At 39.8% G+C, this 23,357-nt stretch carries 24 protein-coding genes, 2 tRNA genes and 1 other annotated feature; of the genes, 12 read left to right on the top strand and 14 right to left on the bottom strand.

Annotation, left to right across the window (positions count from 1 at the left end; translation table 11 throughout):
- The first annotated feature begins 38 nt into the window (after positions 1-38).
- Together hslO and dusB are read left to right on the top strand one after the other, a co-directional pair.
- Positions 39-914: an Hsp33 family molecular chaperone HslO gene (gene hslO / locus OZX68_00225; GenBank protein WEV60720.1), complete on the top strand. Its 876-nt coding sequence runs from the start codon at positions 39-41 to the stop codon at positions 912-914.
- The gene (dusB, locus tag OZX68_00220) at positions 901-1,899 is read left to right on the top strand and encodes a tRNA dihydrouridine synthase DusB (protein ID WEV60719.1); all 999 of its coding nucleotides are present in this window, start codon (positions 901-903) and stop codon (positions 1,897-1,899) included. The genes hslO and dusB overlap by 14 nt, the downstream gene beginning before the upstream one ends.
- 29 nt (positions 1,900-1,928) lie before the next feature.
- On the opposite strand, the gene cls is transcribed toward dusB, so the two are convergent.
- The 4 genes from cls to OZX68_00200 all read right to left on the bottom strand — a co-directional run bounded on the left by cls (position 1,929) and on the right by OZX68_00200 (position 5,466).
- Positions 1,929-3,380 (bottom strand): cardiolipin synthase, encoded by a 1,452-nt coding sequence (gene cls / locus OZX68_00215; GenBank protein ID WEV60718.1) that lies wholly within the window; start codon positions 3,378-3,380, stop codon positions 1,929-1,931.
- Positions 3,381-3,507: 127 nt separating this feature from the next.
- Positions 3,508-3,693 carry a hypothetical protein gene (locus tag OZX68_00210; protein WEV60717.1) on the bottom strand — a complete coding sequence of 62 codons (186 nt, stop codon included), beginning with the start codon at positions 3,691-3,693 and terminating at the stop codon, positions 3,508-3,510.
- 287 nt (positions 3,694-3,980) lie between these two features.
- Positions 3,981-5,303 carry a hypothetical protein gene (locus OZX68_00205; GenBank protein ID WEV60716.1) on the bottom strand — a complete coding sequence of 441 codons (1,323 nt, stop codon included), beginning with the start codon at positions 5,301-5,303 and terminating at the stop codon, positions 3,981-3,983.
- A 90-nt stretch (positions 5,304-5,393) separates the two neighbouring features.
- Positions 5,394-5,466, bottom strand: a tRNA-Lys gene (locus OZX68_00200).
- 470 nt (positions 5,467-5,936) lie between these two features.
- Here OZX68_00200 and OZX68_00195 point away from each other — a divergent pair.
- The 4 genes from OZX68_00195 to OZX68_00180 all read left to right on the top strand — a co-directional run bounded on the left by OZX68_00195 (position 5,937) and on the right by OZX68_00180 (position 8,871).
- Positions 5,937-6,008 (top strand) — tRNA-Glu (locus OZX68_00195).
- 131 nt (positions 6,009-6,139) lie between these two features.
- A complete protein-coding gene (locus OZX68_00190; GenBank protein WEV60715.1) occupies positions 6,140-7,315 on the top strand; it encodes a pyridoxal phosphate-dependent aminotransferase in 1,176 nt (391 codons plus the stop codon).
- Positions 7,316-7,336: 21 nt separating this feature from the next.
- Complete coding sequence (gene recO / locus OZX68_00185) at positions 7,337-8,095, top strand: DNA repair protein RecO (GenBank protein WEV60714.1); 759 nt, start codon at positions 7,337-7,339, stop codon at positions 8,093-8,095.
- A gap of 155 nt (positions 8,096-8,250) precedes the next feature.
- The gene (locus tag OZX68_00180; GenBank protein WEV60713.1) at positions 8,251-8,871 is read left to right on the top strand and encodes a helix-turn-helix transcriptional regulator; all 621 of its coding nucleotides are present in this window, start codon (positions 8,251-8,253) and stop codon (positions 8,869-8,871) included.
- 102 nt (positions 8,872-8,973) lie between these two features.
- Here OZX68_00180 and trpS read toward each other — a convergent pair whose 3' ends face one another.
- The 7 genes from trpS to OZX68_00145 all read right to left on the bottom strand — a co-directional run bounded on the left by trpS (position 8,974) and on the right by OZX68_00145 (position 15,397).
- Positions 8,974-9,996, bottom strand: coding sequence for a tryptophan--tRNA ligase (gene trpS, locus OZX68_00175; GenBank protein ID WEV60712.1), 1,023 nt, complete (start codon positions 9,994-9,996; stop codon positions 8,974-8,976).
- Between the two features lie 40 nt (positions 9,997-10,036).
- Positions 10,037-10,256: a binding site (T-box leader), on the bottom strand.
- Between the two features lie 26 nt (positions 10,257-10,282).
- On the bottom strand, positions 10,283-10,990 hold the full coding sequence (locus OZX68_00170; protein WEV60711.1) for an alpha/beta hydrolase: 708 nt from the start codon (positions 10,988-10,990) through the stop codon (positions 10,283-10,285).
- Between the two features lie 27 nt (positions 10,991-11,017).
- A complete protein-coding gene (gene dltD / locus OZX68_00165; protein ID WEV60710.1) occupies positions 11,018-12,292 on the bottom strand; it encodes a D-alanyl-lipoteichoic acid biosynthesis protein DltD in 1,275 nt (424 codons plus the stop codon).
- Positions 12,289-12,528 carry a D-alanine--poly(phosphoribitol) ligase subunit DltC gene (gene dltC, locus OZX68_00160; GenBank protein WEV60709.1) on the bottom strand — a complete coding sequence of 80 codons (240 nt, stop codon included), beginning with the start codon at positions 12,526-12,528 and terminating at the stop codon, positions 12,289-12,291. The genes dltD and dltC overlap by 4 nt, the downstream gene beginning before the upstream one ends.
- A 23-nt stretch (positions 12,529-12,551) precedes the next feature.
- The gene (gene dltB / locus OZX68_00155; protein WEV60708.1) at positions 12,552-13,766 is read right to left on the bottom strand and encodes a D-alanyl-lipoteichoic acid biosynthesis protein DltB; all 1,215 of its coding nucleotides are present in this window, start codon (positions 13,764-13,766) and stop codon (positions 12,552-12,554) included.
- On the bottom strand, positions 13,766-15,235 hold the full coding sequence (gene dltA, locus OZX68_00150; protein ID WEV60707.1) for a D-alanine--poly(phosphoribitol) ligase subunit DltA: 1,470 nt from the start codon (positions 15,233-15,235) through the stop codon (positions 13,766-13,768). The genes dltB and dltA overlap by 1 nt, the downstream gene beginning before the upstream one ends.
- Positions 15,236-15,247: 12 nt before the next feature.
- On the bottom strand, positions 15,248-15,397 hold the full coding sequence (locus OZX68_00145) for a teichoic acid D-Ala incorporation-associated protein DltX (GenBank protein WEV60706.1): 150 nt from the start codon (positions 15,395-15,397) through the stop codon (positions 15,248-15,250).
- A gap of 171 nt (positions 15,398-15,568) precedes the next feature.
- Here OZX68_00145 and OZX68_00140 point away from each other — a divergent pair, with 171 nt between their 5' ends.
- From OZX68_00140 to acpP, 4 genes are all read left to right on the top strand, one after another.
- The gene (locus OZX68_00140; GenBank protein ID WEV60705.1) at positions 15,569-17,191 is read left to right on the top strand and encodes an ATP-binding cassette domain-containing protein; all 1,623 of its coding nucleotides are present in this window, start codon (positions 15,569-15,571) and stop codon (positions 17,189-17,191) included.
- A 45-nt stretch (positions 17,192-17,236) separates the two neighbouring features.
- A complete protein-coding gene (locus OZX68_00135) occupies positions 17,237-18,037 on the top strand; it encodes a Cof-type HAD-IIB family hydrolase (GenBank protein ID WEV60704.1) in 801 nt (266 codons plus the stop codon).
- A gap of 72 nt (positions 18,038-18,109) precedes the next feature.
- On the top strand, positions 18,110-19,120 hold the full coding sequence (plsX, locus tag OZX68_00130) for a phosphate acyltransferase PlsX (GenBank protein WEV60703.1): 1,011 nt from the start codon (positions 18,110-18,112) through the stop codon (positions 19,118-19,120).
- A complete protein-coding gene (acpP, locus tag OZX68_00125) occupies positions 19,113-19,355 on the top strand; it encodes an acyl carrier protein (protein ID WEV60702.1) in 243 nt (80 codons plus the stop codon). Before plsX ends, acpP begins: the two co-directional genes overlap by 8 nt.
- A gap of 35 nt (positions 19,356-19,390) precedes the next feature.
- Here the strand turns inward: acpP and OZX68_00120 are convergent, their stop codons facing one another.
- From OZX68_00120 to rpmF, 3 genes are read right to left on the bottom strand one after another with little or no spacing between them, the layout of a single operon-like run.
- Complete coding sequence (locus tag OZX68_00120; protein ID WEV60701.1) at positions 19,391-19,570, bottom strand: hypothetical protein; 180 nt, start codon at positions 19,568-19,570, stop codon at positions 19,391-19,393.
- 56 nt (positions 19,571-19,626) lie between these two features.
- Positions 19,627-19,776 carry a 50S ribosomal protein L33 gene (rpmG, locus tag OZX68_00115; protein WEV60700.1) on the bottom strand — a complete coding sequence of 50 codons (150 nt, stop codon included), beginning with the start codon at positions 19,774-19,776 and terminating at the stop codon, positions 19,627-19,629.
- 12 nt (positions 19,777-19,788) lie between these two features.
- Positions 19,789-19,959 (bottom strand): 50S ribosomal protein L32, encoded by a 171-nt coding sequence (rpmF, locus tag OZX68_00110; protein ID WEV60699.1) that lies wholly within the window; start codon positions 19,957-19,959, stop codon positions 19,789-19,791.
- 356 nt (positions 19,960-20,315) lie between these two features.
- Between rpmF and hisS the strand changes: the two genes are divergently transcribed.
- Together hisS and aspS are read left to right on the top strand one after the other, a co-directional pair.
- Complete coding sequence (hisS, locus tag OZX68_00105) at positions 20,316-21,602, top strand: histidine--tRNA ligase (GenBank protein WEV60698.1); 1,287 nt, start codon at positions 20,316-20,318, stop codon at positions 21,600-21,602.
- Complete coding sequence (aspS, locus tag OZX68_00100) at positions 21,602-23,353, top strand: aspartate--tRNA ligase (protein WEV60697.1); 1,752 nt, start codon at positions 21,602-21,604, stop codon at positions 23,351-23,353. The genes hisS and aspS overlap by 1 nt, the downstream gene beginning before the upstream one ends.
- Positions 23,354-23,357: the final 4 nt, after the last annotated feature.

Below are 23,357 nucleotides of genomic sequence, written 5' to 3'. Positions count from 1 at the left end.
AATACCTTGTAATAATCTTACAAGTAAGGAGATTAATCATGGATAAAATAATTAAAACAATATCAGACAATGGACACTTTCGGGCCTTTATTTTAGACGCCACAGAAACTGTTCAAGTGGCTCAAAAAATACATCAAACATGGCCTACCTCAACTGTGGCCCTAGGTCGTACCCTAATTTCAGCTCTAATTCTTGGAGCCAACCAAAAGGGAAAAGACAAGATTACTCTGCGTATCTTGCCTGACAGTGAGGTCGTAGGACCAATTATTGCCATAGCTGACGCCCATGGTCATGTTAAAGGCTATATGAAGAACACTGAGATTGACTATAAGAAAAATTCAACTGGTGAGGTTATTGTGGGACCAATTCTTGCCCCAGGCTGGTTTGCCGTTGTAAAAGATATGGGACTTAAAAATCCCTATACTGGGCAGGTACCACTTGTTACTGGAGAAATTGGTGAGGACTTGGCCTACTACTTTACCGTAAGTGAGCAAACTCCAAGTGCTGTCGGCCTAAATGTTCTTCTTAATGAAGACGGAAGCGTTAAGGTTGCAGGTGGTTTTCTCCTCCAAGTTATGCCAGATGCAACAGAAGATGAGATTACGCGTTTTGAAGAACATGTTCAAAAAATGCCTGCCATTTCAACTATTCTTGAAGAAGATGATCCATTTACCTCAATGCTTACTGCCATTTACGGAAGTGATGCCTACAAGATTCTTGACGAAAGTCCCCTGACTTATCAATGCGACTGCTCACGCGAGCGTTTCGCTGATGGTCTTGCAAGTCTTGGTCGCGTAGAACTTGAAGCTCTGATTGAAGAAGACCACGGGGCAGACGTCACCTGCCAGTTCTGTAATAAACACTATGAATTCACTGAAGAAGACCTAAAGGAGATTATCAATGCAAATGGATAGTAAATACAACTCACCCTGGAAAATAGGAGATGTTGAAATCCCCAACCGGGTTGTTGTAGCCCCAATGGCTGGAATTTCCAACAAGGCCTTCAGGATGACTGCCAAGGAATTTGGAGCTGGTCTTGTCGTTGTTGAAATGATTTCAGACAAGGGTATCCAACACCGCAATAAGAAAACTCTTTCCATGCTTGAAATGGATGAAAAAGAACATCCTATCAGCCTGCAAATTTTTGGTGGTGACAAGGAAACTCTTGTTGAAGCTGCTAAATTCGTTCAAGAAAATACTCCAGTTGATATGATTGATATTAATATGGGTTGTCCCGTACCCAAGGTGACAAAGGCTGAAGCAGGTGCCCGCTGGCTCCTTGATCCAAATAAGGTCCATGAGATGGTATCAGCAGTGACAAGTGCTGTCGATATTCCTGTAACTGTCAAAATGCGGACAGGCTGGGACACTGACCACCTCTATGCTGTCGAAAATGCTCTAGCAGCTGAAGCTGCTGGTGCCTCAGCCCTTGCCATGCACGGAAGAACAAGAGTTCAAATGTATGAAGGGCATGCTGATTGGGATATTTTAGCCAAGGTGGCTGACAAATTAACCATTCCTTTCATGGGAAATGGCGACGTTCGCACACCTGAGGAGGCTAAAAAAATGATTGATGAGGTTGGCTGTGACGCCGTTATGATTGGGCGTGCGGCCCTTGGTAACCCTTGGATGCTCCACAGGACCAACCACTACCTTAAGACTGGAGAGCTCTTAGAAGAGCCACCTGTTGAAGAAAAAATCAATATTGCAAGACTTCATTTGAGTCGATTGATTGACCTGAAGGGTGAAGATATCGGTTCCCGTGAGTTCCGCCAGCATGCGGCTTACTACCTAAAAGGTGCCCCCCGTGCTGCCAAGGTCAAGGTTGCCATCAATCAGGCTGAAAGCCAAGCTGAAATCAACCAAATCTTTGATGATTACTTACAAGCCATTAAATAAAAAAAGAAGTCCTCGGGACTTCTTTTTTTCTATAATATTGGACTTAAAAGCCTTGAGAAATTTTGTCTAAACCTCAACCAGAGGGACTGATTGGCGATAATCTCATCCGTTAAAAGCTCAGACTTCTTAATGTCATTTTTAAAGGTCTCAGCCATCTGCCTAGCAATATCCTCATCATAGCAAAAGGCACTCATCTCAAAATTAAGCTCGTAGCTTCTAATATCTTGATTACTGGTCCCAAAAACACCCAGCTTATCATCTGTTACCAAGGTCTTAGAATGAATAAAACCATTGGTATAGTTGTAAATTTTTACCCCGTGTTTATGGAGGAAGTTGGCATAGTACTGGGTTGCCCTAAAAATAAAAGGGTGATCTGGCATGTCAGGAATCATAATTCTTACATCAACCCCTGATTTGGCAGCAGAAACGAGGGCTGTAATCATGGGATCATCTGGTATCAAATAAGGAGATTGAATCCAAATATAATCTTCTGCATCCATAATCATCTTGATAAATCCTGTCCTTAAAACCTTACTTGGATTTTCTGGCCCATTTGACACAATCTGAACGTCAACATCTCCTGTTCCTTCCTTGGGAACCACAAAATACTGATCAAGCCTTTTAAGCTTATCCTCAGGCCTTTTGACTGACACATTCCAGTCACGAATAAAGGTTTCCTGGAGACCAAAGGCCCCAGTCCCCGTAATCCTTCCGTGAGTATCCCGCCAAAAACCAAATTTTTTACTCCCATAAATATACTGGTCTCCCACATTAAAACCACCAGTCCAACCAATTTGGCCATCAATGACTACTATTTTGCGGTGGAGGTGGTAGTTAAGCCTAGTATTTCTAAGGACGTCCCGAGCGGTAATAAAGGGAATTACCTTACCTCCTGCCTCTTCAAGGGGTTTAAAGAAACTTCTCCTTGTATGCCCTCCCCAGGGGTCATAAATCACTCTGACCTCCACACCTTCACGGGCCTTATCAATCAGATGGTCCCTAAAGATTGTTCCGATTTTATCGGGGAAAAAAGCATAGTACTCAACGTGCACACTACTTTTGGCGCGTCTTATATCCTCAAAAAGAGCCTTAAACTTTGACTGACCGTCCAAGAAGAATTTAACGTCATTACCTCGGCACAAGGGAGTTCGCTCTACATTGTTGAAGTACCGTTTCAGCTGACGCTCCTGAGGATTCATCTCCTTCTTCTTAAACTTACTATTATTTTGTGCAATCTTGGCTGCGATATGACTTAAGTCTTCCCTATTTTCATCCTCAAACCTGTGGACTGTTGTTTTATCAATCCCCCGGCCTAGAAAAAGGTAGGTGAAAAAGCCGATACCGGGTAGAAAAACAAGAACCATGAGCCAGGCAAAGATACTTGCGATCGATCTTGGCTTTCTAAAAATGGTAATAATTGCAAGAATCGAATTAATGGTAATTAGTGCCGTTATAATACTTAAAAATGTCGAAAAAGACATATCATCCCCCTTTTAAAATAATTTTCTAAACTCTTCCTTTTATTATAACAGATTCCCCTTAATTAAAGGCAAGTAAGCTTAATAAGGCTAGAAAAAAAGGGGCAAGCCCCTTTTATTTGCCTTCTTCTTAATCTTTTTCTTCTTCCTTGGCACGCCTTACAACTTCACGCTCTTCATGTTTTTCTTTTTTACGGGCGGTTTCTTCAGCCACATGTTTACGATTAATATCAATTGTTGTTTCTTCATGTCTTTTTTCCTTAGCACGGTCAAAAGATTCACGGTTTTCCTTTAGTCCATCACGTAATGTTTCCATGGTAGAGCCTCCATTAAATTATTTTTACTATAATTGAAGTGTATTACTAAATCAGAAAACTGTCAAAAATAAGGTTCTATTTTTATGGATTAATGACTATTTAATTCTCTTTTGATATTAAAAAATAGGAAAAATTCTCAATGCAAGATGGCCTCACGAGCTTCCTTCAAACTAGAAATCCTATCAAGGGAACTTCTCGTCAACAAATAGACCTCATCACTGATATCAAAAACCTCAGATAGATTATGGGAGGTGAAAAGGATTATCTTACTTTAAGTATACATTTATTAAAGTAGTTCTGGATAAAATTTATTATAAATATATTCCACATTCGGTACAGTATGCAAACCTTCTCGTGGAAGTTGAAGAATTTCGCAATACAGTATATAAGGTGCGATAGACAATGGTAAATCTTTAATCCTCTCAAATTCCTTAAGAGTCCAGTTATTCTGGTCTGCTCTGGTAGAAAGACGTTCAATTTTTCCCTTAATAGAATTGGCAGCTTGTGCAGAAGATACCCCTGCACTTACTTTATAGGCTAATGCGTCTCTGCTAGCAGACCAAATAAAATAAAACACGTCACTTAATGTCCAGCGTTCTAAAAGATTTTTGAACATAGCTATGGTTTTTTCCCCTGGATTTATTCCTGCCCCTGCATCTAAACCCAATTCTTTGCATTTATATTTGAAATATTCGATAGCTTCATCAAGAACTGCATTTTTCCAAAGGGAATATAAATCCTGAACATTATCATATGCAATTTGCTGAACTATTGGGTTCATTAAATTGTCATGAAAACATTCCCCTCTAAAATATTTTCCCCAATTAGGGTAAAGGAACCGATGCTTCGACACCGATTCGAAAGCCGTTCTCAACTTCCAGTTTACACTTTTGATAAAAAAACTTTTAACTTGTAATACTCCATCTTGCCTTTTATAGGAAAATGCTGAAATTGGACTACTCGAATCGACAGTAATGAAATCTTGCTCCCAGAGCCTATCTATAACTTCTAGCTCCTTACTAAAATCATTATAAATTCTATCCTCGATACTTACATCTCTTGAATCAAATGACTCCACATAAGTCATATCACTTGACCATGATGTCCTTAACCAGGAAATCATGTCTATGTAATCACCAATGCATAAATCATCAAGTTCGAAGGTTGGAATTGAAGGTTCTATATTTTTTACAGCAATATACTTTTCATCCAACAAACGATTCCTTTCAGCTACACAGTACATACACGTACATGATGATTCCTCTATATGACCACAATTTTTACATCTTCCTATAACATCATTAAAACTCAATTTAGATGATGGCTCTATTTTTCCTAATTTATAAATTAATGAAGTCTTTGATGGAAAAGATCCCAATAGTTCTTCATCACAACGGCTACAATTCCAACCCGAAGGAAAATTCACTTTTGAGAATAATAAATAAAATCTATCAACTATGCCATATTCTTGAGATAAGCAATTACTTTCTTTCCCTTCTATATACCAATCAAAAAGCAAGCTTTTAACATCAAACAGAGATAGAGGTTCCAATTCTACGGGTATATTTTTTATATTATCTATTGCTTCTTCGAATGTTATATCTTTCACGTCGATATCCTCCAAAATAATTCTATAATTTAAATATAATATTAATAACAACTAAATACAAAAAAAACCCAGCTAACTGAGATTTTACGATGCCCCCTGCAGGATTCGAACCTGCGACCCATGGATTAAGAGTCCACTGCTCTACCAACTGAGCTAAGGAGGCTTGATAAATATTTAATTTACTATGTTATTATAGCACTTGAAATATAAATTTCAAGAATTTTTTATAAAAAACAAGGCACTGATTGAATGCCGGATACTAACCCGTGTATTGAACCCGCCTAATAGACAAGGTGGGCTTCTTGCTCTTACTAAAGTCGCTCCCGGATGTACGGTATGCATACTGTAAGATGTCGTCGAATCCCTAAGCAATACGATTTAGTCGGTCAAAAAAGATGAGTTAGTTCGTACATTCCAGTACCTCTTCTATGCCTATATACTACCACTAAATCTATTTCATTTCAAGAATTTGACTATTTAATATACTCCTTTTTAAACAGAAAAGACAAAATCCTCTTTATTATAAACCTTTTTTAAAAAAAATAAAAAAAATTTAAAAAAAGACTTTACAAAATCCAAAAAGATTGTATAATAAGAAAGTACCGTTGAGGAAACGAAACGGTGTAAAGATTTGGTCCGTTGGTCAAGGGGTTAAGACACCGCCTTTTCACGGCGGTAACACGGGTTCGAATCCCGTACGGACTATCTTATAAACTCCAACTTCGGTTGGGGTTTTTTTGTTATTCTCATTAATTGAAAAGGCAACAAGAATAAATTGTTGAATTTTTCTGAAAATACTGATAAAATTTCTCTAAAATACCTAGCAAGGAGTTCTTATGGATTTAAGTAATCGTTTCAATCAAAATTTAGATAAAATCGCTGTTTCAGAAATCAGACAATTCGACCAAGAGGTCTCAAAAATTCCTGGAATTATAAAATTAACCTTGGGTGAGCCTGATTTTAATACCCCAGATGATGTCAAGAAAAAGGCCATTCAGGCCATTAACGACAATCACAGTCACTACACTGGCATGAGCGGTCTACTTAAGCTTCGCGAGGCCATCTCTACCTTTATGAAGGAAAAATATAATTTAAACTATTCCTTTGAAGATGAAATTTTAGTCACTGTAGGTGCTACAGAGGCCCTCTCAGCAAGTCTTTTATCAATTTTGGTCCAAGGTGACAAGGTCTTAATCCCTGCTCCCAATTATCCAGGCTATGAACCCATCATCACCTTAGCTGGCGGCCAAGTTGTACCTATTGATACAAGGCCTCAAAATTTTGTTCTAACCCCTGAAGTTCTTGAAAAGGCCCTTGATGACAACAAGGGTGAGGTTAAGGCAATCATCCTTAACTATCCTGCAAACCCTACTGGCATGACCTATTCAAGAAAACAAATCGAAGAATTTGCTCAAGTACTTAAGAAGCACGAGATTTTTGTTATTAGTGATGAAGTCTATGCCGAGCTTAATTACACGGGTCAAAGTCATGTTTCAATCGGAGAATTCTTGCCCGATCAAACAATTGTCATTAACGGGCTTTCAAAATCTCACGCCATGACTGGCTGGAGGATTGGCTTTATCCTAGCCCAAAGAAATCTAACCAGGGAACTTGTCAAAACCCACCAGTATTTGGTGACAGCTGCTACTACAAATGCCCAGTATGCAGCCATTGAAGCCTTAACTGGCGGAAAAAATGATGCTAAACCCATGGTTGAACAATATATTAAAAGGCGAGACTACATCATGGATAAGATGCAAAAGATGAACTTTGAAATCATTAAGCCTGATGGTGCCTTCTATATCTTTGCAAAGATTCCTGCAGGTTTTGAGCAAAACTCTTTCAATTTCCTGATTGATTTTGCCCAGAAAAAACAAGTGGCCTTTATCCCTGGAAGTGCCTTTGGTGAACTCGGTGAAGGATACATCAGAATCAGCTATGCTGCTAGTATGGAAGCCATTAAGACTGCCATGACACGACTTGAAGAATATATCAAAGAAGAAGGCAAGTAATAGATCAATTGAGGTAATTTTATGAAAGAAGATCGGTGTCAGGCTCTGGTTTTATATACTAGAAACTACCGGGAAAAGGATAAACTGGCCAAGATATTTACCGCTGATTTTGGCAAGAGGATGTTTTTTATTAAAAATGCCCCCAAGTCTAAGATTAACGGTGCCCTCCAACCTGCCTGCGAATCGGAGATGATTTTACAAATCAACGGCAATGGTTTCTCCTTCATCAAAGACCTCAGCCATCCAAATTTTCATAAAAAGATAGCAGAAGATATCTTCTTAAATGCCCATACAACCTATATGATGGCTCTTGCCGACGCAGCTCTCCCTGACAATCAAGTTGACAAACCCCTTTACAAGTTTTTAACTAGAAGCATTGATCTGATTGAAGGGGGATTTGACCCAGAAATCATTACAAATATCTTTGAAATTCAGCTCCTACCTCACTTTGGAATCGAGCTTAACTTTTCAGAATGTGCCTTCTGTCATAGGCGAGACCTTCCCCTTGATTTTTCCTTTAAATACAGCGGGGCCCTTTGTCCCAATCATTTTTTTGAAGATGAAAGACGGAGTCACCTGGATCCTAATGTTTTATATTTTGTAAACATCTTTACAAGGGTTGATCTTGATAAACTAGAAAGTATTAGCCTTAAGCCAGAGCTTAAAAAGAAAATTCGGGAGTTTGTAAATGAACTTTATGACGAGTATGTAGGACTTCACTTGAAATCAAAAAAATTTCTTGATGAAATGGACAAGTGGTTTAATATCATGAAAGATTAAAAACTAGCTTTACATGAATGTAAAGCTAGTTTTTACTGTATTATAGCTAGATTGTAGCTGGCGGCAAACTGTCAGCCTATTGACAGGCTACTGTCCTATTATTTAAGTCTTAAAAATTGTACAATTGTCTCAATAAATCAAGGAGGATTTTTAAATTGAAAAATAAGACAACCATAGCCCAACTAAGGAAGGGGCAAGGACTAACCCAAGAAGCCTTGGCTGAAAAAAGTGGTCTTAGTATCAGGACCATTCAACGCCTAGAAGGTGGAGATGATGCAAGCCTTGAAACCCTAAAGTCAGTAGCTCGTGCCCTAGATGTTGAAATTATTGATTTATTCGAGCAAGATGAGGGGCAAAATAAAAACCAAGAACTTGAAGAATACTCACAAAATTTTTCCAAGCAAATGCTTCAAAGGGAGGGAGAAGATAAGCTTTTTGATATTTTAAAACTTCTTTTATTCGTCCTTATGCTTGGACTTGGAGCTTCTTTATCCTTTATTAATAATAATCTTCTTCAAATATTTAGTGCTCTTTTCTGGTTATTTGCCTTCTTAGCTCTCTGGCCCCTCTTAAAATATATCAGACTAAGCTTGTGGCAACCACGACTGGATAGAAAATATCCTTTAACAGTGGGACACTACAAGTCCAGCAAGCAGGCTAAAAGTGATAAATTTCTCTGGTGGAAAGATGATATTGCCCGCCCAATTATGCTAATCTTCTGGGGTATCATTACTCCCTTAATTTGGACCTTAGCATATGTATTTCACCTTTTTTAATAACTGTAAATCTATGTAAATTTACATATATAACTCCTTATTATATAAGCATTTAGAATGTAAAGTGTAAAGTAAAAAAGAGCAATTCTGCTCTTTTTTACTTTATTTGAAATAGTTAATTCCCATGGCATTTTTAGCTTGGTCAAGAGTAACTGCAGCAACAGCACGTGCTTTTTCACTACCTTCTTTAAGCATCTGATAGACCGCTCCCATGTCCTTAGCATATTCAAGACGACGTTCACGGATGGGTGAAAGTTCACGGTCAAGAATATCCAGTAGATAACGTTTGGTCTTAACATCACCAAGACCTCCAGCTGCATAATGGGCCTTCATCTCAGCAATAGTTTCTGCATCTTCTGGACGACCAAAAACATCAAGATAGTGGAAGACCATGTTTCCTTCAATCTGTCCTGGATCCTCAACACGAATGTGGTTGGGGTCAGTGTACATGCTCATAACCTTTTTCTTGAGCGTATCCATGTCATCAGATAAATAAATCCCATTATTTAAGGACTTAGACATTTTGGCATTCCCATCGAGGCCTGGAAGGCGGCCAGCACTTTCATGTTCTGGATAAATTCCCTCTGGTTCTACCAGAACGTCAGTATTATAGGCATTATTAAAGGCACGAACCAGCTCACGGGTTTGCTCAATCATTGGCTTTTGGTCAGTCCCAACTGGTACTAAATTGGCCTTAAAGGCTGTAATATCTGCCGCCTGAGAAACTGGATACACAAGGAAACCTGCTGGAATGCTTTCTCCAAAGCCCTTTTGGGCGATTTCAGATTTGACTGTGGGATTTCTCTCAAGACGAGCCACACTTACAAGATTCATATAGTACATGGTAAGTTCAGCAAGCTCAGGAATCTGGCTTTGAATGAAGATGGTTGACTTTTTAGGGTCAAGACCTGCAGCCAGGTAGTCAAGTGCTACTTCACCAATACTTTCAATAATTTTTTTAGGGTCTTTTGCATGATCAGTTAGGGCTTGTAAATCAGCCAAAAAGACGAACAAATCGTATTTATCTTGATCTTGAAGGATTACGCGGTTTTTAAGTGATCCAACATAATGTCCGATGTGAAGCTTTCCAGTGGGTCTATCACCCGTTAGAATAATTTCTTTCATTTTTTCTCCTTTAATAATATAAAAAGCCCACAGACACAAGTCTGCGGGCGAATGTATTCGCGGTACCACCACAATTTAGGCAGATTCTGCCTCTCAAGTCGTCAGATAACGACTGCCTGATAACGGTGGTGGCCGTGATTTTTATTTTTTCAAATCAATCATACTAGGGTCCATTCGCAATCTTCCTGGTATTGGCTTGCACTCACCGCCAACTCCCTGAAACCATTTCAAAGGCTACTCTTCCCTAACGAAATTATATATTTAATTTAGATTATCGTCAACAAAGTCAAATTTGTAAAATTTTTGCCAAAAGATTCACCGTATCCTGATTGTGAGGCAAGATAGAGTGGTGACTCTTAAAGCCTGATAAACTTATCTGTGTAAAATTCGCCACTCTTTTGTAAAAGACATCTATGGCTGAATAAGCACTGTGAGGCTTGACCAGGCTATCATCAAGTCCTACAATCGTGTAAACATTCATGTATCTTGGAAGCTTCTTTTTACCAGCTATCAAATTAATGAGCATGGGGGATTTACGACCGCGTCCGTGATTAAGATTGAAGGGGCTGCCGATTGTCACCAGGTTGTTGATTTTTTTATGATACTTATTAAAATATTTTTCCAAGAAAATAGTCCAATTGAGACCTCCATTGGAATGACCAATGGCATTAAATTCATGAAAATTATACTTGCTTGACAAATAGGCAAAGGCTGAATCCAAAAGTTCAGCCTGTTTTTGTATATTTTTATGCCCATCCCGATTATCATCAAAGGAAATTACAATATAACCTCGATAAGATCCCGTACAGGAAATAACATGATCTGCATTTATCTTAAGCTTCAAAACATCCTTAGGATTAATGCCAAGCATTTTAAAGGTCAAATCAAAACGATTTTTTCCAGCACTGCTTCCAGGAATAAAAATCGCTGGATTAGCCAAAGGAGATTTTTCTTCTGCTTCTTTATCTAAAAATAGATTTTTCAACAAACGCATCTGTCCCTCCGCCAATCTCTTATTTGATTAATTTTCCTTAAAGTCTGTAATATCTGCTGGGTCCATGGTTGCCCAATTTTTTGAAAGAAACTCTGTATTATTTAGATTATAGGTTGATTTTCCAGTGCTTCCTGTCAAGAAGGGGTTGATATAGGTATCTAAATCAAGCCAACCCCGCCAACCAATATGAATGGTATCCTGCATGTAATATTCATTTACACCAGCATGGGATAAGTCAGCAATATGGGTAAAGCCTTGTGACTCTAACTGATACTTGATTTTCTTAACAGTTGCTTGGTACATTTCAGGGCGAAGACCTGTGTAGTCAATCCACTTTTGATTAATGGGTGGAATTACAAAGAGGACTTCGACATTATTTTTAGCAAATTCATTTAAAACCAACTGGAAGTCGTTGTATTCAACTGACTTTGTATAGTCAAAGCCTGCCTGAGTACCCTTAAGTTTACCGACACTTTCCCTCAGACGCTCATTATAAAAGCTATTCTTAATGCCAAAATTATTATTGGTCGTATTGGCCTTAGCTTCCTTAATAGCTAGTTGATCCAAGACATTATAGTCATAAGTATCGGGAAGATCAGCCTCTCTTGGAAGAATCTTCTTGTCATAATTATCCGTCATATCGAAATGAGAAAAAAGTAAATCCTCATTGGCCAAGATATTTTCTTCAAAGACACTCTTCTTCTTTTGCAAATCAGAAAGTGGCTTTCCGTCAGCTATCTGCTTGAAGAGACCACCATTTTGAATATCCATCTCAAGGTATCTTTTGGCTGCATAAATATCTTCTTGCGAAGCTGTTGCATTATTTAAAAATGATATTCCTTGAAGTTTTGAGTAAAAGGTCTGAAAGGCTGCCTTACTTTGACTTTTGGGATCAAACCACTGGGGACTAATACTAAAGACAACCTTTTTACCGGCTAAATCTTTAATTATTGGCTGCATGGCTGAATATTGGGCAAAAGACTGGGTTCCCATATATCCTAGAAGGAAGGGGGTGTAGTCTCTTTTATACTTGTCTGCAAGAACAGATGGGTGAAAGGAGTCAAAACGTGTCAACTCACTTGAACCCATGAAGGGAACATAGTTTTTACTTTCGTCTGTGAAGGCTGCATGCTTGTGGGCCCGCCCCTTAAAAATACGTGTTTCAAGGGATGAAGCTGCACGTGTTAAAATTTTCTCAGAAAATCTACCGTCAGACTTGGTAAAAACAAGTAAAGCAAATAAAAGACCTGCAGCAAGCAATAAGGGACCAAAAATCCACCACAGGCGTTTTATTAGTCTCATCCAAGCATCTCCGTAACTTTAGCAATGACCTTGTTTGGTGTATCCCACTCTTCACGGACAAATCCAAGAACAGGAATTGTCACTCCAAACTCATCTTGAATGCTCATAAGCACTTCAATTGTTGCCATTGAATCAAGTAATCCATTATCGTAGAAGTTTTCATCCATCATTGAAGTTACATCTTCTCCTGAAACCTCAGTCATGATTTCAATAATTCCATCTCTTACGTTTTCCATATTATATTTCCTCTCAAATTTTCTTATTTAAAAAATAGTTTATCAAGGAATCCTGAGAATATCAAGAATCCCACAAAGACCACCTGAATCGTTAGGAAGATTGCAAAAATCTCCGTGAATTTATTGTGTGGAATTTGATTTTTATGTTTTCTTTTATAGCGAAGCCAGGCATCATTAACAACAAGTCCTAGACCATGGAAGAGTCCATAAGCTATATAATACCAAGTAACCCCGTGCCAAAATCCCATGAGAAGCATGTTAAGGATGTAGGCAACGTTTGCTGTAGTAACACGGCTCTTGAAGACTTTTTTCTTCATCAGGGTAAAGGTCAAACGCATGAAGACGAAATCCCTAAACCAAAAGCTTAGGCTGATGTGCCATCTGTTCCAGAAATCCTTTAAGTTCTTTGAAATAAAGGGTCTGTTAAAGTTCATTGGTGACTTAATCCCAAAGATATATGAGATTGCCACGGCAAAGAGGGAATAACCAGCAAAGTCAAAGTAGAGATCAAGCCCGTAAACGTACATGTATCCAAGAAGTGACCAAGAAAAGCCACCACGAGATAGGGCTCGGTCCTCGACATAAGGCATGGCAATATCTTTTAAGACATAAGCGATTATGAATTTAAAAAGGAAACCAACCATGATATACCAGACAGCCTTCTGAATCATATCCAGATATTCATCTTTAGTTGGTAGATTATCATAGTCCTTTTCAAAACGCTCATAACGGTCTATGGGCCCACTTGTAAAGGTCGGCATAAATAGGACGAATTTAAAGAACATCCAAGGATTAAAGCCTGATATCACACCGTCCCTTGCTGTCATAACCATCCCAGTCGATCTAAAGGTCAAATAACTTATCCCGATAAAACCTAATAGGGAATTGTGACCTAAAAGAGCTGGAGAAAGCTTAACAATTGCTAGGGGAAGGATTGAAAGAACGGTCATCAGATAGAAGACCCAAGTCCTATTTGCATTTTTCCTATAGGTCAAATAAGAGCCTACAATCACAAATTCCCATACAATATAGGCAAGAAGAGCTAAACCTTGGTTAACTTTCCCTCCTGTAAACATCAGGAAGATAAAAACAAATTGTACCAAGGCCTCATAGAGGTGAAATCTCTTCTGGCGGTAAATTCCAATTGCTACTGGAATGAGGGCAATAGCTAGATAGAAAAAGTATTGTGGATTCCCATAAGCCTCGAAGTTCGGTATCTTATGTAAAAAATCAAGCATTACTTGTTCACCTCAGCAATTACAGCCTTAAGGTCAATTTTTCCATTTGGAGAAATTGGTAGACTGTCTACATACTTGAAACGACTTGGCACCATGTAGGGCATCATCAACTCATTAAGCTCTGCCTTGATGGCGTTTGTCAATTCAATATTTTTTTCAAAATCATTTGCTTCAGGTACCACGTAAGCAATCATGGCTTGAACCTTGTGGTCAGCTCCGTACTTAGGAACAGCCACACCTGACTTGACATATTTTGACAGGTTAAGGAAGTGGTTTACCTCTTCAAGCTCAATTCGGTAACCATGAAGCTTAATCTGGAAGTCCTTACGACCACCGTAGTGGAGGATGCCATTTTCATCAAATTTACCTAAATCCCCAGTTTTATAAGCAGGAACCCCGTCAATTTCATAAAAGGCTTCATCTGTTTTCTCTGGGTTATTCATATAACCCTTTGAAACTCCAGGACCTGCGATGACGATTTCACCGTCAACAATATGAATCTTAGTATCAGGCTTAACACGACCAATCGGCAAACGCTCACTTGATTCAATGATGTCACTTGTAATCTCAATCTCAGTAATAGCTACAGTTGCCTCAGTTGGCCCGTAGGTATTAAAGATTTGTGCCGCAGGAAAGCGTTCCTTAAGTTTTTTAGCAGTACCAACCGTAAGCTCTTCACCGCAGAAAAGGAAGTGCTTAAGCTCTGGGTAATTAGCTTGATTAAACTCTGGTGACAGCATGGCAATCTCAGAGAATGACGGAGTTGACACCCAAACCTGTAAATTCATTTTTGGAAGAAGGGCAAAGAATCGAGCAAAGTCATCTGCTATTTCTTTAGGGAGAGCCTTTAAAACTCCTCCTAAGGCTAAGGTTGGTGCCCAGTCCATGACTGACAGGTCAAAAGAATATGGTGGTTGAGCCAAAGTTACCGGTTTTTCAGGCAGATTAAAATCAGCAAGCATCCAGTTTGTAAAGCTTAAAAGATTGTTATGGCTAATTTGCACGCCCTTTGGCTTGCCTGTTGTCCCGCTAGTAAAGATTATGTAGTAATTTTCATCATCTTTGACAAAATTTGTCGGATCAATTACAGGACTTCCCACAAATATCTCATCAGTTAATTCAATGACTGGAATATCAATCTCAAGGGGAAGCTCATTGACGGGAATAAGAGCTGCAGGATTTGCAACCTCAATAATTCCTTCAATTCGCTCAATCGATGAATTCACATCAACAGGAATATAGGCATGTCCTGCTTTAACTGAAGCCAAAAAGGCTACAATCATCTCAAACTGATGGCCACCATAAACCATAATTGGAGCTTCTTTAGGCAAGTTTTGCCCAAGTAGATGAGCAGCAAGCTGATCAGATTTCTCCTTTAAGTCACCATAGCTATATACTTGACCCAAATAATCATAAACAGGACTTCCTGCATCATGGCTATCAATAGTTTTAATCATATTATCTATCATAGTTTCCTCCTCCTAAAATTCATTATACAAGAAGCCACCCTGGCCTATTCCCGAATAGTGGTATAGATAAAGTAGTCCCACAAGGATAACAAAATATAGTACTGTTCTAGCCGTAAAATTAGCAATACGGTTGCCAGTAAAAAATGTCTGTATTTTCTTCATGCTCTCATTATACCACATTGGAAAAAATTGAGACTTACAAAAATGTAAGATTCTAGCTTCTTCATGCTCTCCTAGAGAGAGTGTCCTTTCCCTATAATAATGCCCTGAGATTTACTTTTAACTAAAAAACCTGTAAAATAAAAGAATATATCTACATTTATAGGAGAAAAAATGCTTACAGTTAATGATATTAGTCTACAATTTTCAGACCGCAAACTTTTCGATGAAGTAAACATAAAATTTAATCCAGGGAACTGTTATGGACTTATTGGTGCCAATGGTGCTGGTAAATCAACCTTCCTAAGAATCCTTGCTGGAGACATCGAACCTACTACAGGTCATGTATCTCTTGGACCAGACGAACGCCTTTCTGTCCTTCGTCAGAATCACTTTGACTATGAGGAGCAGACTCCACTTGACGTGGTTATGGCTGGTAACGAGGCTCTTTCAAAGATTGCTACTGAAAAAGATGCCATCTACATGAATCCAGAATCAACTGACGATGACTTCATGCGTGCAGCAGAACTTGAGGCACAATTTGGAGAAATGGGTGGATATGAGGCTGAAGGTGAAGCTGCTTCCCTTCTACAAAACCTGGGAATCCCAGTGCACTTACACAATGACGTTATGGCCAACCTTACAGCCGGTGAGCACGTTAAGGTTCTTCTTGCCAAAGCTCTTTTTGGTAAACCTGACGTTCTTCTACTAGACGAGCCGACCAATGGTCTTGATATTCAAGCCATCAACTGGCTTGAGGAATTTTTAATTAACTTTGAAAACACAGTAATCGTCGTATCCCATGACCGTCACTTCCTAAACAAGGTATGTACCCACATGGCCGACCTTGACTTTGGTAAAATCAAGCTTTATGTTGGTAACTACGACTTTTGGAAGGAATCTAGTGAACTTGCAGCAAGGCTTCAAGGGGACCAAAACCGTAAGGCTGAAGAAAAAATCAAGGAGCTGCAAGAGTTCGTTGCCCGCTTCTCAGCCAATGCCTCTAAATCTAAACAGGCAACCTCACGTAAGAAAATGCTTGATAAAATTGAACTTGAAGAAATCGTTCCTTCAAGCCGTAAATATCCATTTATCAACTTCAAACCAGAACGTGAAATCGGAAATGACCTTTTATCTGTTAAGGACCTCCGCATCGAAATTGATGGCGAAGTAATCCTTGATAATATTAGCTTCATTCTTAAACCAGGTGACAAGGCAGCCTTTATTGGGCAAAATGACATCCAAACTACTGCTCTTATGCGTGCACTTATGGGTGACATCGACTACACTGGTGAAATCAAGTGGGGAGTTACAACAAGTCAGTCATACCTACCAAAAGATAACTCACGTGACTTCGCTGGTGGAGAAACTATCCTTGACTGGCTTCGTCAGTTTGCAAGCAAGGAAGAAGATGACAATACCTTCCTCCGTGGTTTCCTTGGGCGTATGCTTTTCTCAGGAGAAGAAGTTAATAAGTCCGTTAATGTTTTAAGTGGGGGAGAAAAAGTCCGCGTTATGCTAAGTAAGCTCATGCTGCTTAAGTCTAATGTCCTTGTTCTCGACGACCCAACTAATCACTTGGACCTAGAGTCAATCTCTGCCCTAAATGACGGCCTTAAAGCCTTCAAGGGAAGTATTCTTTTTGCCAGCCATGACCACGAATTTATCAACACCCTAGCCAACCATATCGTTGTTCTTTCTAAAAACGGGGTTATTGACCGAATTGATGAAACTTATGACGAATTCCTTGAAAACAAAGAAGTTCAAGGTAAGGTTAAGGAACTTTGGAAGGACTAAGGTAATTAGTCGGACCTTGTTCTCAAAATTTTAAGGGAGATAGATTTGATTAAGCTAGTTGCAACCGACATGGACGGTACCTTCCTCAAGGAAGATGGGAGTTTTGATAAAAAACGCCTGGGACATGTTTTAGAAGAATTTAAAAATCAGGGAATCATTTTTGCTGCGGCAAGTGGGCGACAGCTTGCCAGCCTCAAGGACCTATTTTCTGATTTTACAGATCAGGTAGCCTTCATTGCTGAAAATGGAAGTATTGTTGAGTATGGTGGCGAGATTCTTTATGAAAATAAGATGAATCCCGATGAATATAAAAAAATCACCAAGATTTTAGCCAATCATCCACACGTTAATAGGGATAGTATTTCCTTATCTGGTAAGGAATCAGCCTATATTCTTGAATCGGCAGATGATGAGATTATCAGCCACTTCAAGAAATATTATTCAAATGTTAAATTAATTGATAATTTTGATGATCTCAAAGATGACGTCTTAAAGGTTATGGTAACCTTCCCTAGAGAGCACGTTCTTAATGCCCAGGACTGGGTGAATGAAAGAATCAAGCCTTACCGGGGAGTTACTACTGGTTTTGAATCGATTGATATCATGGCCGGTCATGTTAATAAGGCCCTTGGCCTTAGTCATTTGGCTGAAAAATTAAACATTGATCCAGCAGATATGGCAGCCTTTGGTGATAACTTAAACGACCTTGAGATGCTTAGCTATGTTGGCCACTCTTATGCTACAGAAAATGCCCGTGACGAAGTTAAGGATATTTGTAAGTATCAAATTGGTCACTGTAATGATGAAGCTACAATTGGTCAAATTGAAAAATTAGTAAATTTGTGATAGACTCTTCTAACACAGAAGCAGAATGCCAGATAAAAAACTCTTTTATCTACTTAAAAAATTGGAGAAATTATGAGAATTGCTATTGATGCGATGGGTGGTGACCACGCTCCAAAAGCTATTATTGACGGAGTAAAGTTAGCTAAAAAGGATTTTCCAGATTTAGAATTTATTCTTTTTGGTGATGAAGAAAAGATTAGGGAACACCTAGTTGATGATAAAAATATAAAAATTGTCCATACCAGCCAAAAAATTGAAGGTGATGATGAGCCCGTGAAGGCCATCCGTCGTAAAAAAGACTCAAGTATGGTTCGTGCTGCTCAAGCAGTAAAAGACGGGGAAGCTGATGCCCTTTTATCAGCGGGAAATACTGGAGCCCTGCTTGCAAGTGGAATCTTTGTTGTGGGACGAATCAAACAGGTTGAGCGTCCTGCTCTAATGTCTACACTCCCAAGCTTAGATGGTCGGGGCTTTGATATGCTTGACCTTGGTGCCAACACTGAAAACACTGCCAAGCAGCTGCGTGACTATGCAACCCTTGGAAGTTTTTATGCAAAAAATGTCAGGGACATCAAAAATCCTCGAGTGGGACTTTTAAATAATGGAACGGAAGCTTCAAAGGGAACACCAGTCCTCAAGGAGGCTTACCAGCTATTCAAAGAAGACAAGAGCATTAACTTTGTAGGTAATATCGAAGCTCGTGACCTCCAAGAAGGCCTTGCTGACGTCATTGTGGCCGATGGTTTTACAGGGAATGCTGTCTTAAAGACCATGGAAGGTACTGCAAGTAACATCATGACACTCCTTAAAGGAGCCATTAAAGAGGGCGGAATTTCTGGAAAACTTGGAGGGCTCCTTCTTAAAGATAGCCTAATGGGTCTTAAGGATAAGATGGATTACGAAAAAGCCGGTGGAGCTGTCCTATTCGGGCTAAAATCACCAGTAATCAAAGCTCATGGTTCATCTTCTGGTGAAGCCATCTACTCAACCATTAAGCAAATTAATAAGATGCTTGAAAGTGATGTCGTTGGACAACTTGTAAAATATTATCAAAAAGAAAGTGAAGAAGAGATAAATGACTAAAGAAGAAATTTTTAACCAGATTAAAACTACCTTGGTAGAAAATTTAGAAGTGGATCCAGAATCGATCACAGTAGATACAGATATCGTTGATGATCTCCACGCTGACTCAATTTCAATCATGGAATTTACTCTTGCTCTTGAAGATGAATTTAACATTGAAATTTCTGATGAAGATGCTGAAAAGATTATTACAATCGGAAATGTTATCGACTACATTGCAGATAAAAAAGCATAAAAAAAGACGTGTAGTTTACACGTCTTTTTTTATGCTTATAGACCACCTTGAAAATCCGTATCAAGATCTTGGACATAATCCTTATAATAATCAAGTAAATCCCTTTTGAAAGCTTGGTACTCTTCTTCTGAATAAGTATGGCCTTCTAATTGGAGCTTAAAAAATGGCATCTTAAGCTCTTCCCTAATTCTTCCTTCAAACTCTTCTCTTGTCATAAGCCTTCCCTTTCTAAAATAAAAGCCTATCTTTTGATAGGCTTTTATCTTTATTATTATTTAACTTCCTTGAAAACAACGTGTTTACGTAGTTTTGGAGAATATTTTTTAAGTTCAAGACGGTCTGGGTTGTTACGTTTATTTTTTTGAGTCAGATATAAACGTTCACCAGATTCTTTGTGTTCCAAAGTAATGTTTACGCGCATATTAGCCTCCTATTAATCCTTAGTAACTTTACGACCCTTGTAGTATCCTTTAAGTGATACACGGTGCGAACGGTTGTAATCACCTGTAGTCTCATCAAAAGTTACAGTTGGAGCTGAAATTTTGTAGTGAGTACGGCGTTTATTTTTTTTAGATTTTGAAGTACGACGTGCTGGTACTGCCATGTGTATGTCTCCTTTTATTATATTCTTTGACTAGGCACTGGGCCCTTAAATTCAAATACTTTAGTATCTTAACATGTTTTTGAAACAAATACAAGAGTTTTGTAAAGTATTTTTACTTTACAAACTGCATCTTTCTTAAAAAATAAAAATTTTAACCTTGAGGAATGACCAATCATTTGTTACAATATCCCTAGCAGAGAGTGTCCCCTGGCTGAAAGGATACAACCCATCCGTGACTTATTATCGCTAGCAACGTTACAGCTTATGAGGCAGGATACCCCTGTGAAAAAAGGTGGCACCACGTATTTTACGTCCTTGGATTAATCCAAGGGCTTTTTCTATAGAAAGGAAGTATTATGAAGCTACAAAGACCAAAAGGCACCGTAGATATTATGCCTGGCGAAAGTGCAAAATGGCAGTTTTTAGAAGAGACAGCAAACCTTGTCTTCTCAAGCTACAACTACCAGGAGATTCGCACGCCCATTTTTGAGCACTACGAAGTAATCAGCCGCAGTGCCGGAGACACCAGTGACATCGTCACCAAGGAGATGTATGATTTTGAGGACAAGGGGGGTCGTCATATCACCCTTCGTCCTGAAGGAACAGCGCCAGTTGTTCGCTCATATGTTGAGAATAAGCTTTTTGCCCCAGAGGTTCAAAAGCCCGTTAAGCTTTATTATACAGGCCCAATGTTCCGCTATGAACGCCCGCAGGCTGGACGCCTCCGCCAGTTCCACCAAATCGGTGTCGAATGCTTTGGTTCAAAAAATCCAGCAACTGACGTTGAAACCATCACCATGGCCTACGCCCTTTTTGATCAACTGGGGATTGAGGGAATCAAACTCCACCTAAATAGCCTTGGGGACAAGGAAAGTCGCACCAACTACCGCAAAGCCCTAGTCGACTACCTGACACCTTTTGAGGGTCAACTTTCTGAGGATAGCAGACGCCGCCTCAAGGAAAATCCGCTTCGTATCCTTGACAGCAAGGACAACGGCGACCGCGAAATCATTAAGGATGCTCCACAGGTTCTTGACTACCTGACTGACGAGTCACGTGCCTACTTTGCTGAGGTTCGTGCCATGCTTGAAGCTCTAAATATCGACTACATCATCGACCAAACCATGGTCCGTGGTCTTGACTACTACAACGACACAATCTTTGAATTTATGATTGACGTTAAGGGGACTGAGCTTACCATCTGTGCTGGTGGACGCTATGACGGACTTGTTGAATACTTCAACGGCCCTGAAACTCCCGCTTTTGGGTTTGGTCTTGGTATGGAACGCATTCTTCTAGTTATGGAAGAGCAGGGAATTGAAATCCCAACAGCCAACTCACTTGACGCCTATGTTATCGTGCTTGGCGAAGCAGCAAACCTTCCAGCCCTTAAGCTTGTTGAAAGTCTACGCAACCAAGGATTTAAAGCAGACCGCGACTACCTTGGACGCAAAATCAAGGCCCAGTTCAAGAGTGCTGAAGCCTACAAGGCCAAAATGGTTATCACCCTTGGTGAGTCTGAGGTTGAAAGTGGTGTAATCAAGGTTAAGAACAACGAAAGCCGCAAGGAAGTAACAACAACTATCTCAGAGATCAGTGAAGACTTTGGGAAAATTTTTGATGAATTAGAGGAGAAAATGTAATGAAAAGAACCATGTACGCAGGAGAAGTACGCAGTGCAAATATTGGTGAAACAATCACCCTTAAGGGATGGGTTGGACGCCGCCGTGACCTTGGAGGTCTAATCTTCATCGACCTACGCGACCGCGAAGGAATCATGCAACTTGTCATCAACCCTGAACACGTATCAAGCGAGGTTATGGCTACTGCTGAGTCACTCCGTAATGAGTACGTTATCGAGGTTACTGGTGAGGTTGTCCGCCGTACAAGTACAAACGACAAGGTCCCAACTGGTGAAGTTGAACTTGCAGTTTCTGCCCTTACAATTCTTAATACCTCAAAAACAACTCCTTTTGAGATCACTGACGACATGAACGCAAGTGACGAAACTCGTCTTCGTTACCGCTACCTTGACCTCCGTCGTCCGGAAATGCTTAACAACTTCAAACTGCGCCACCAGATCACTAAATCAATCCGTCACTATTTAGACGACCTTGACTTTATCGATGTGGAAACACCAGTTCTTACTAAGTCAACTCCAGAAGGGGCCCGTGACTACCTAGTACCAAGCCGTGTTTCTGAGGGACACTTCTATGCCCTTCCACAGAGCCCACAGATCACTAAACAGCTCCTTATGAATGCTGGATTTGACCGCTACTACCAAATCGTTAAATGTTTCCGTGACGAAGACCTTCGTGGTGACCGCCAGCCTGAATTCACACAGGTCGACCTTGAGACTTCATTCCTAAACGACCAAGATATCCAGGACCTAACTGAAGGACTTCTTGCAAAAGTTATGAAGGAAGCACTTAACATCGACGTGCAACTTCCATTCCCACGCATGAGCTATGATGATGCTATGAACTTCTACGGAAGCGACAAGCCTGACACACGTTTTGATATGAAACTTGTAGACATCTCTGACCTTGCAAAAACTGTTGACTTCAAGGTCTTCTCAGAAGCTCCTGCAGTTAAGGCAATCCTTGCAAAAGGTGCTGCAGACAAATACTCGCGTAAGGACATCGACAAGCTGACTGAATTTGCTAAGCAGTTTGGTGCAAAAGGTCTTGCCTGGGTTAAGGTTGACGGCGACGCCCTAACTGGACCAGTTGCTAAATTCCTAACTGACAAGACTCCTGAACTCCTAGGAGAACTTAAGGCAGAAAACGGAGACCTAATCCTCTTTGTTGCTGACGAACTAGATGTGGCAAACAACACACTTGGTGCCCTAAGAAGCCGTCTTGCTAAAGAGCTTGACCTAATTGACACTGACAAATTCAACTTCCTATGGGTAATCGACTGGCCAATGTTTGAATACAGTGAAGAAGAAGGACGCTTCATGTCAGCCCACCACCCATTCACACTTCCAACTAAGGAAAGTGAAGAGTTCCTTGAGTCAGACCTTGAAAAGGTACGTGCCGTTGCCTACGATGTTGTCCTCAACGGATATGAACTTGGTGGAGGAAGCCTCCGTATCAACACTCGCAAACTTCAAGAAAGAATGTTTACAGCCCTAGGCTTCAGCGAAGAAGATGCCCGCGAGCAATTTGGTTTCCTTCTTGAAGCACTCGACTACGGATTCCCACCACACGGAGGACTAGCACTTGGTCTTGACCGTCTTGCTATGCTTCTAGCTAAGAAAGACAACATCCGTGAAGTTATCGCCTTCCCGAAAAACAATAAGGCAAGCGACCCAATGACCGAAGCACCAAGTCTTGTAGCACCAAAACAACTTGAGGAGCTTCACCTGGAAGTCAAGGCAGATAAAGAATAAGCCT

It is taken from the genome of Streptococcaceae bacterium ESL0729 (genome assembly GCA_029391995.1).
Classification (GTDB): Bacteria; Bacillota; Bacilli; order Lactobacillales; family Streptococcaceae; genus Floricoccus.
This window is presented reverse-complemented; position numbering and strand designations above follow the sequence as displayed.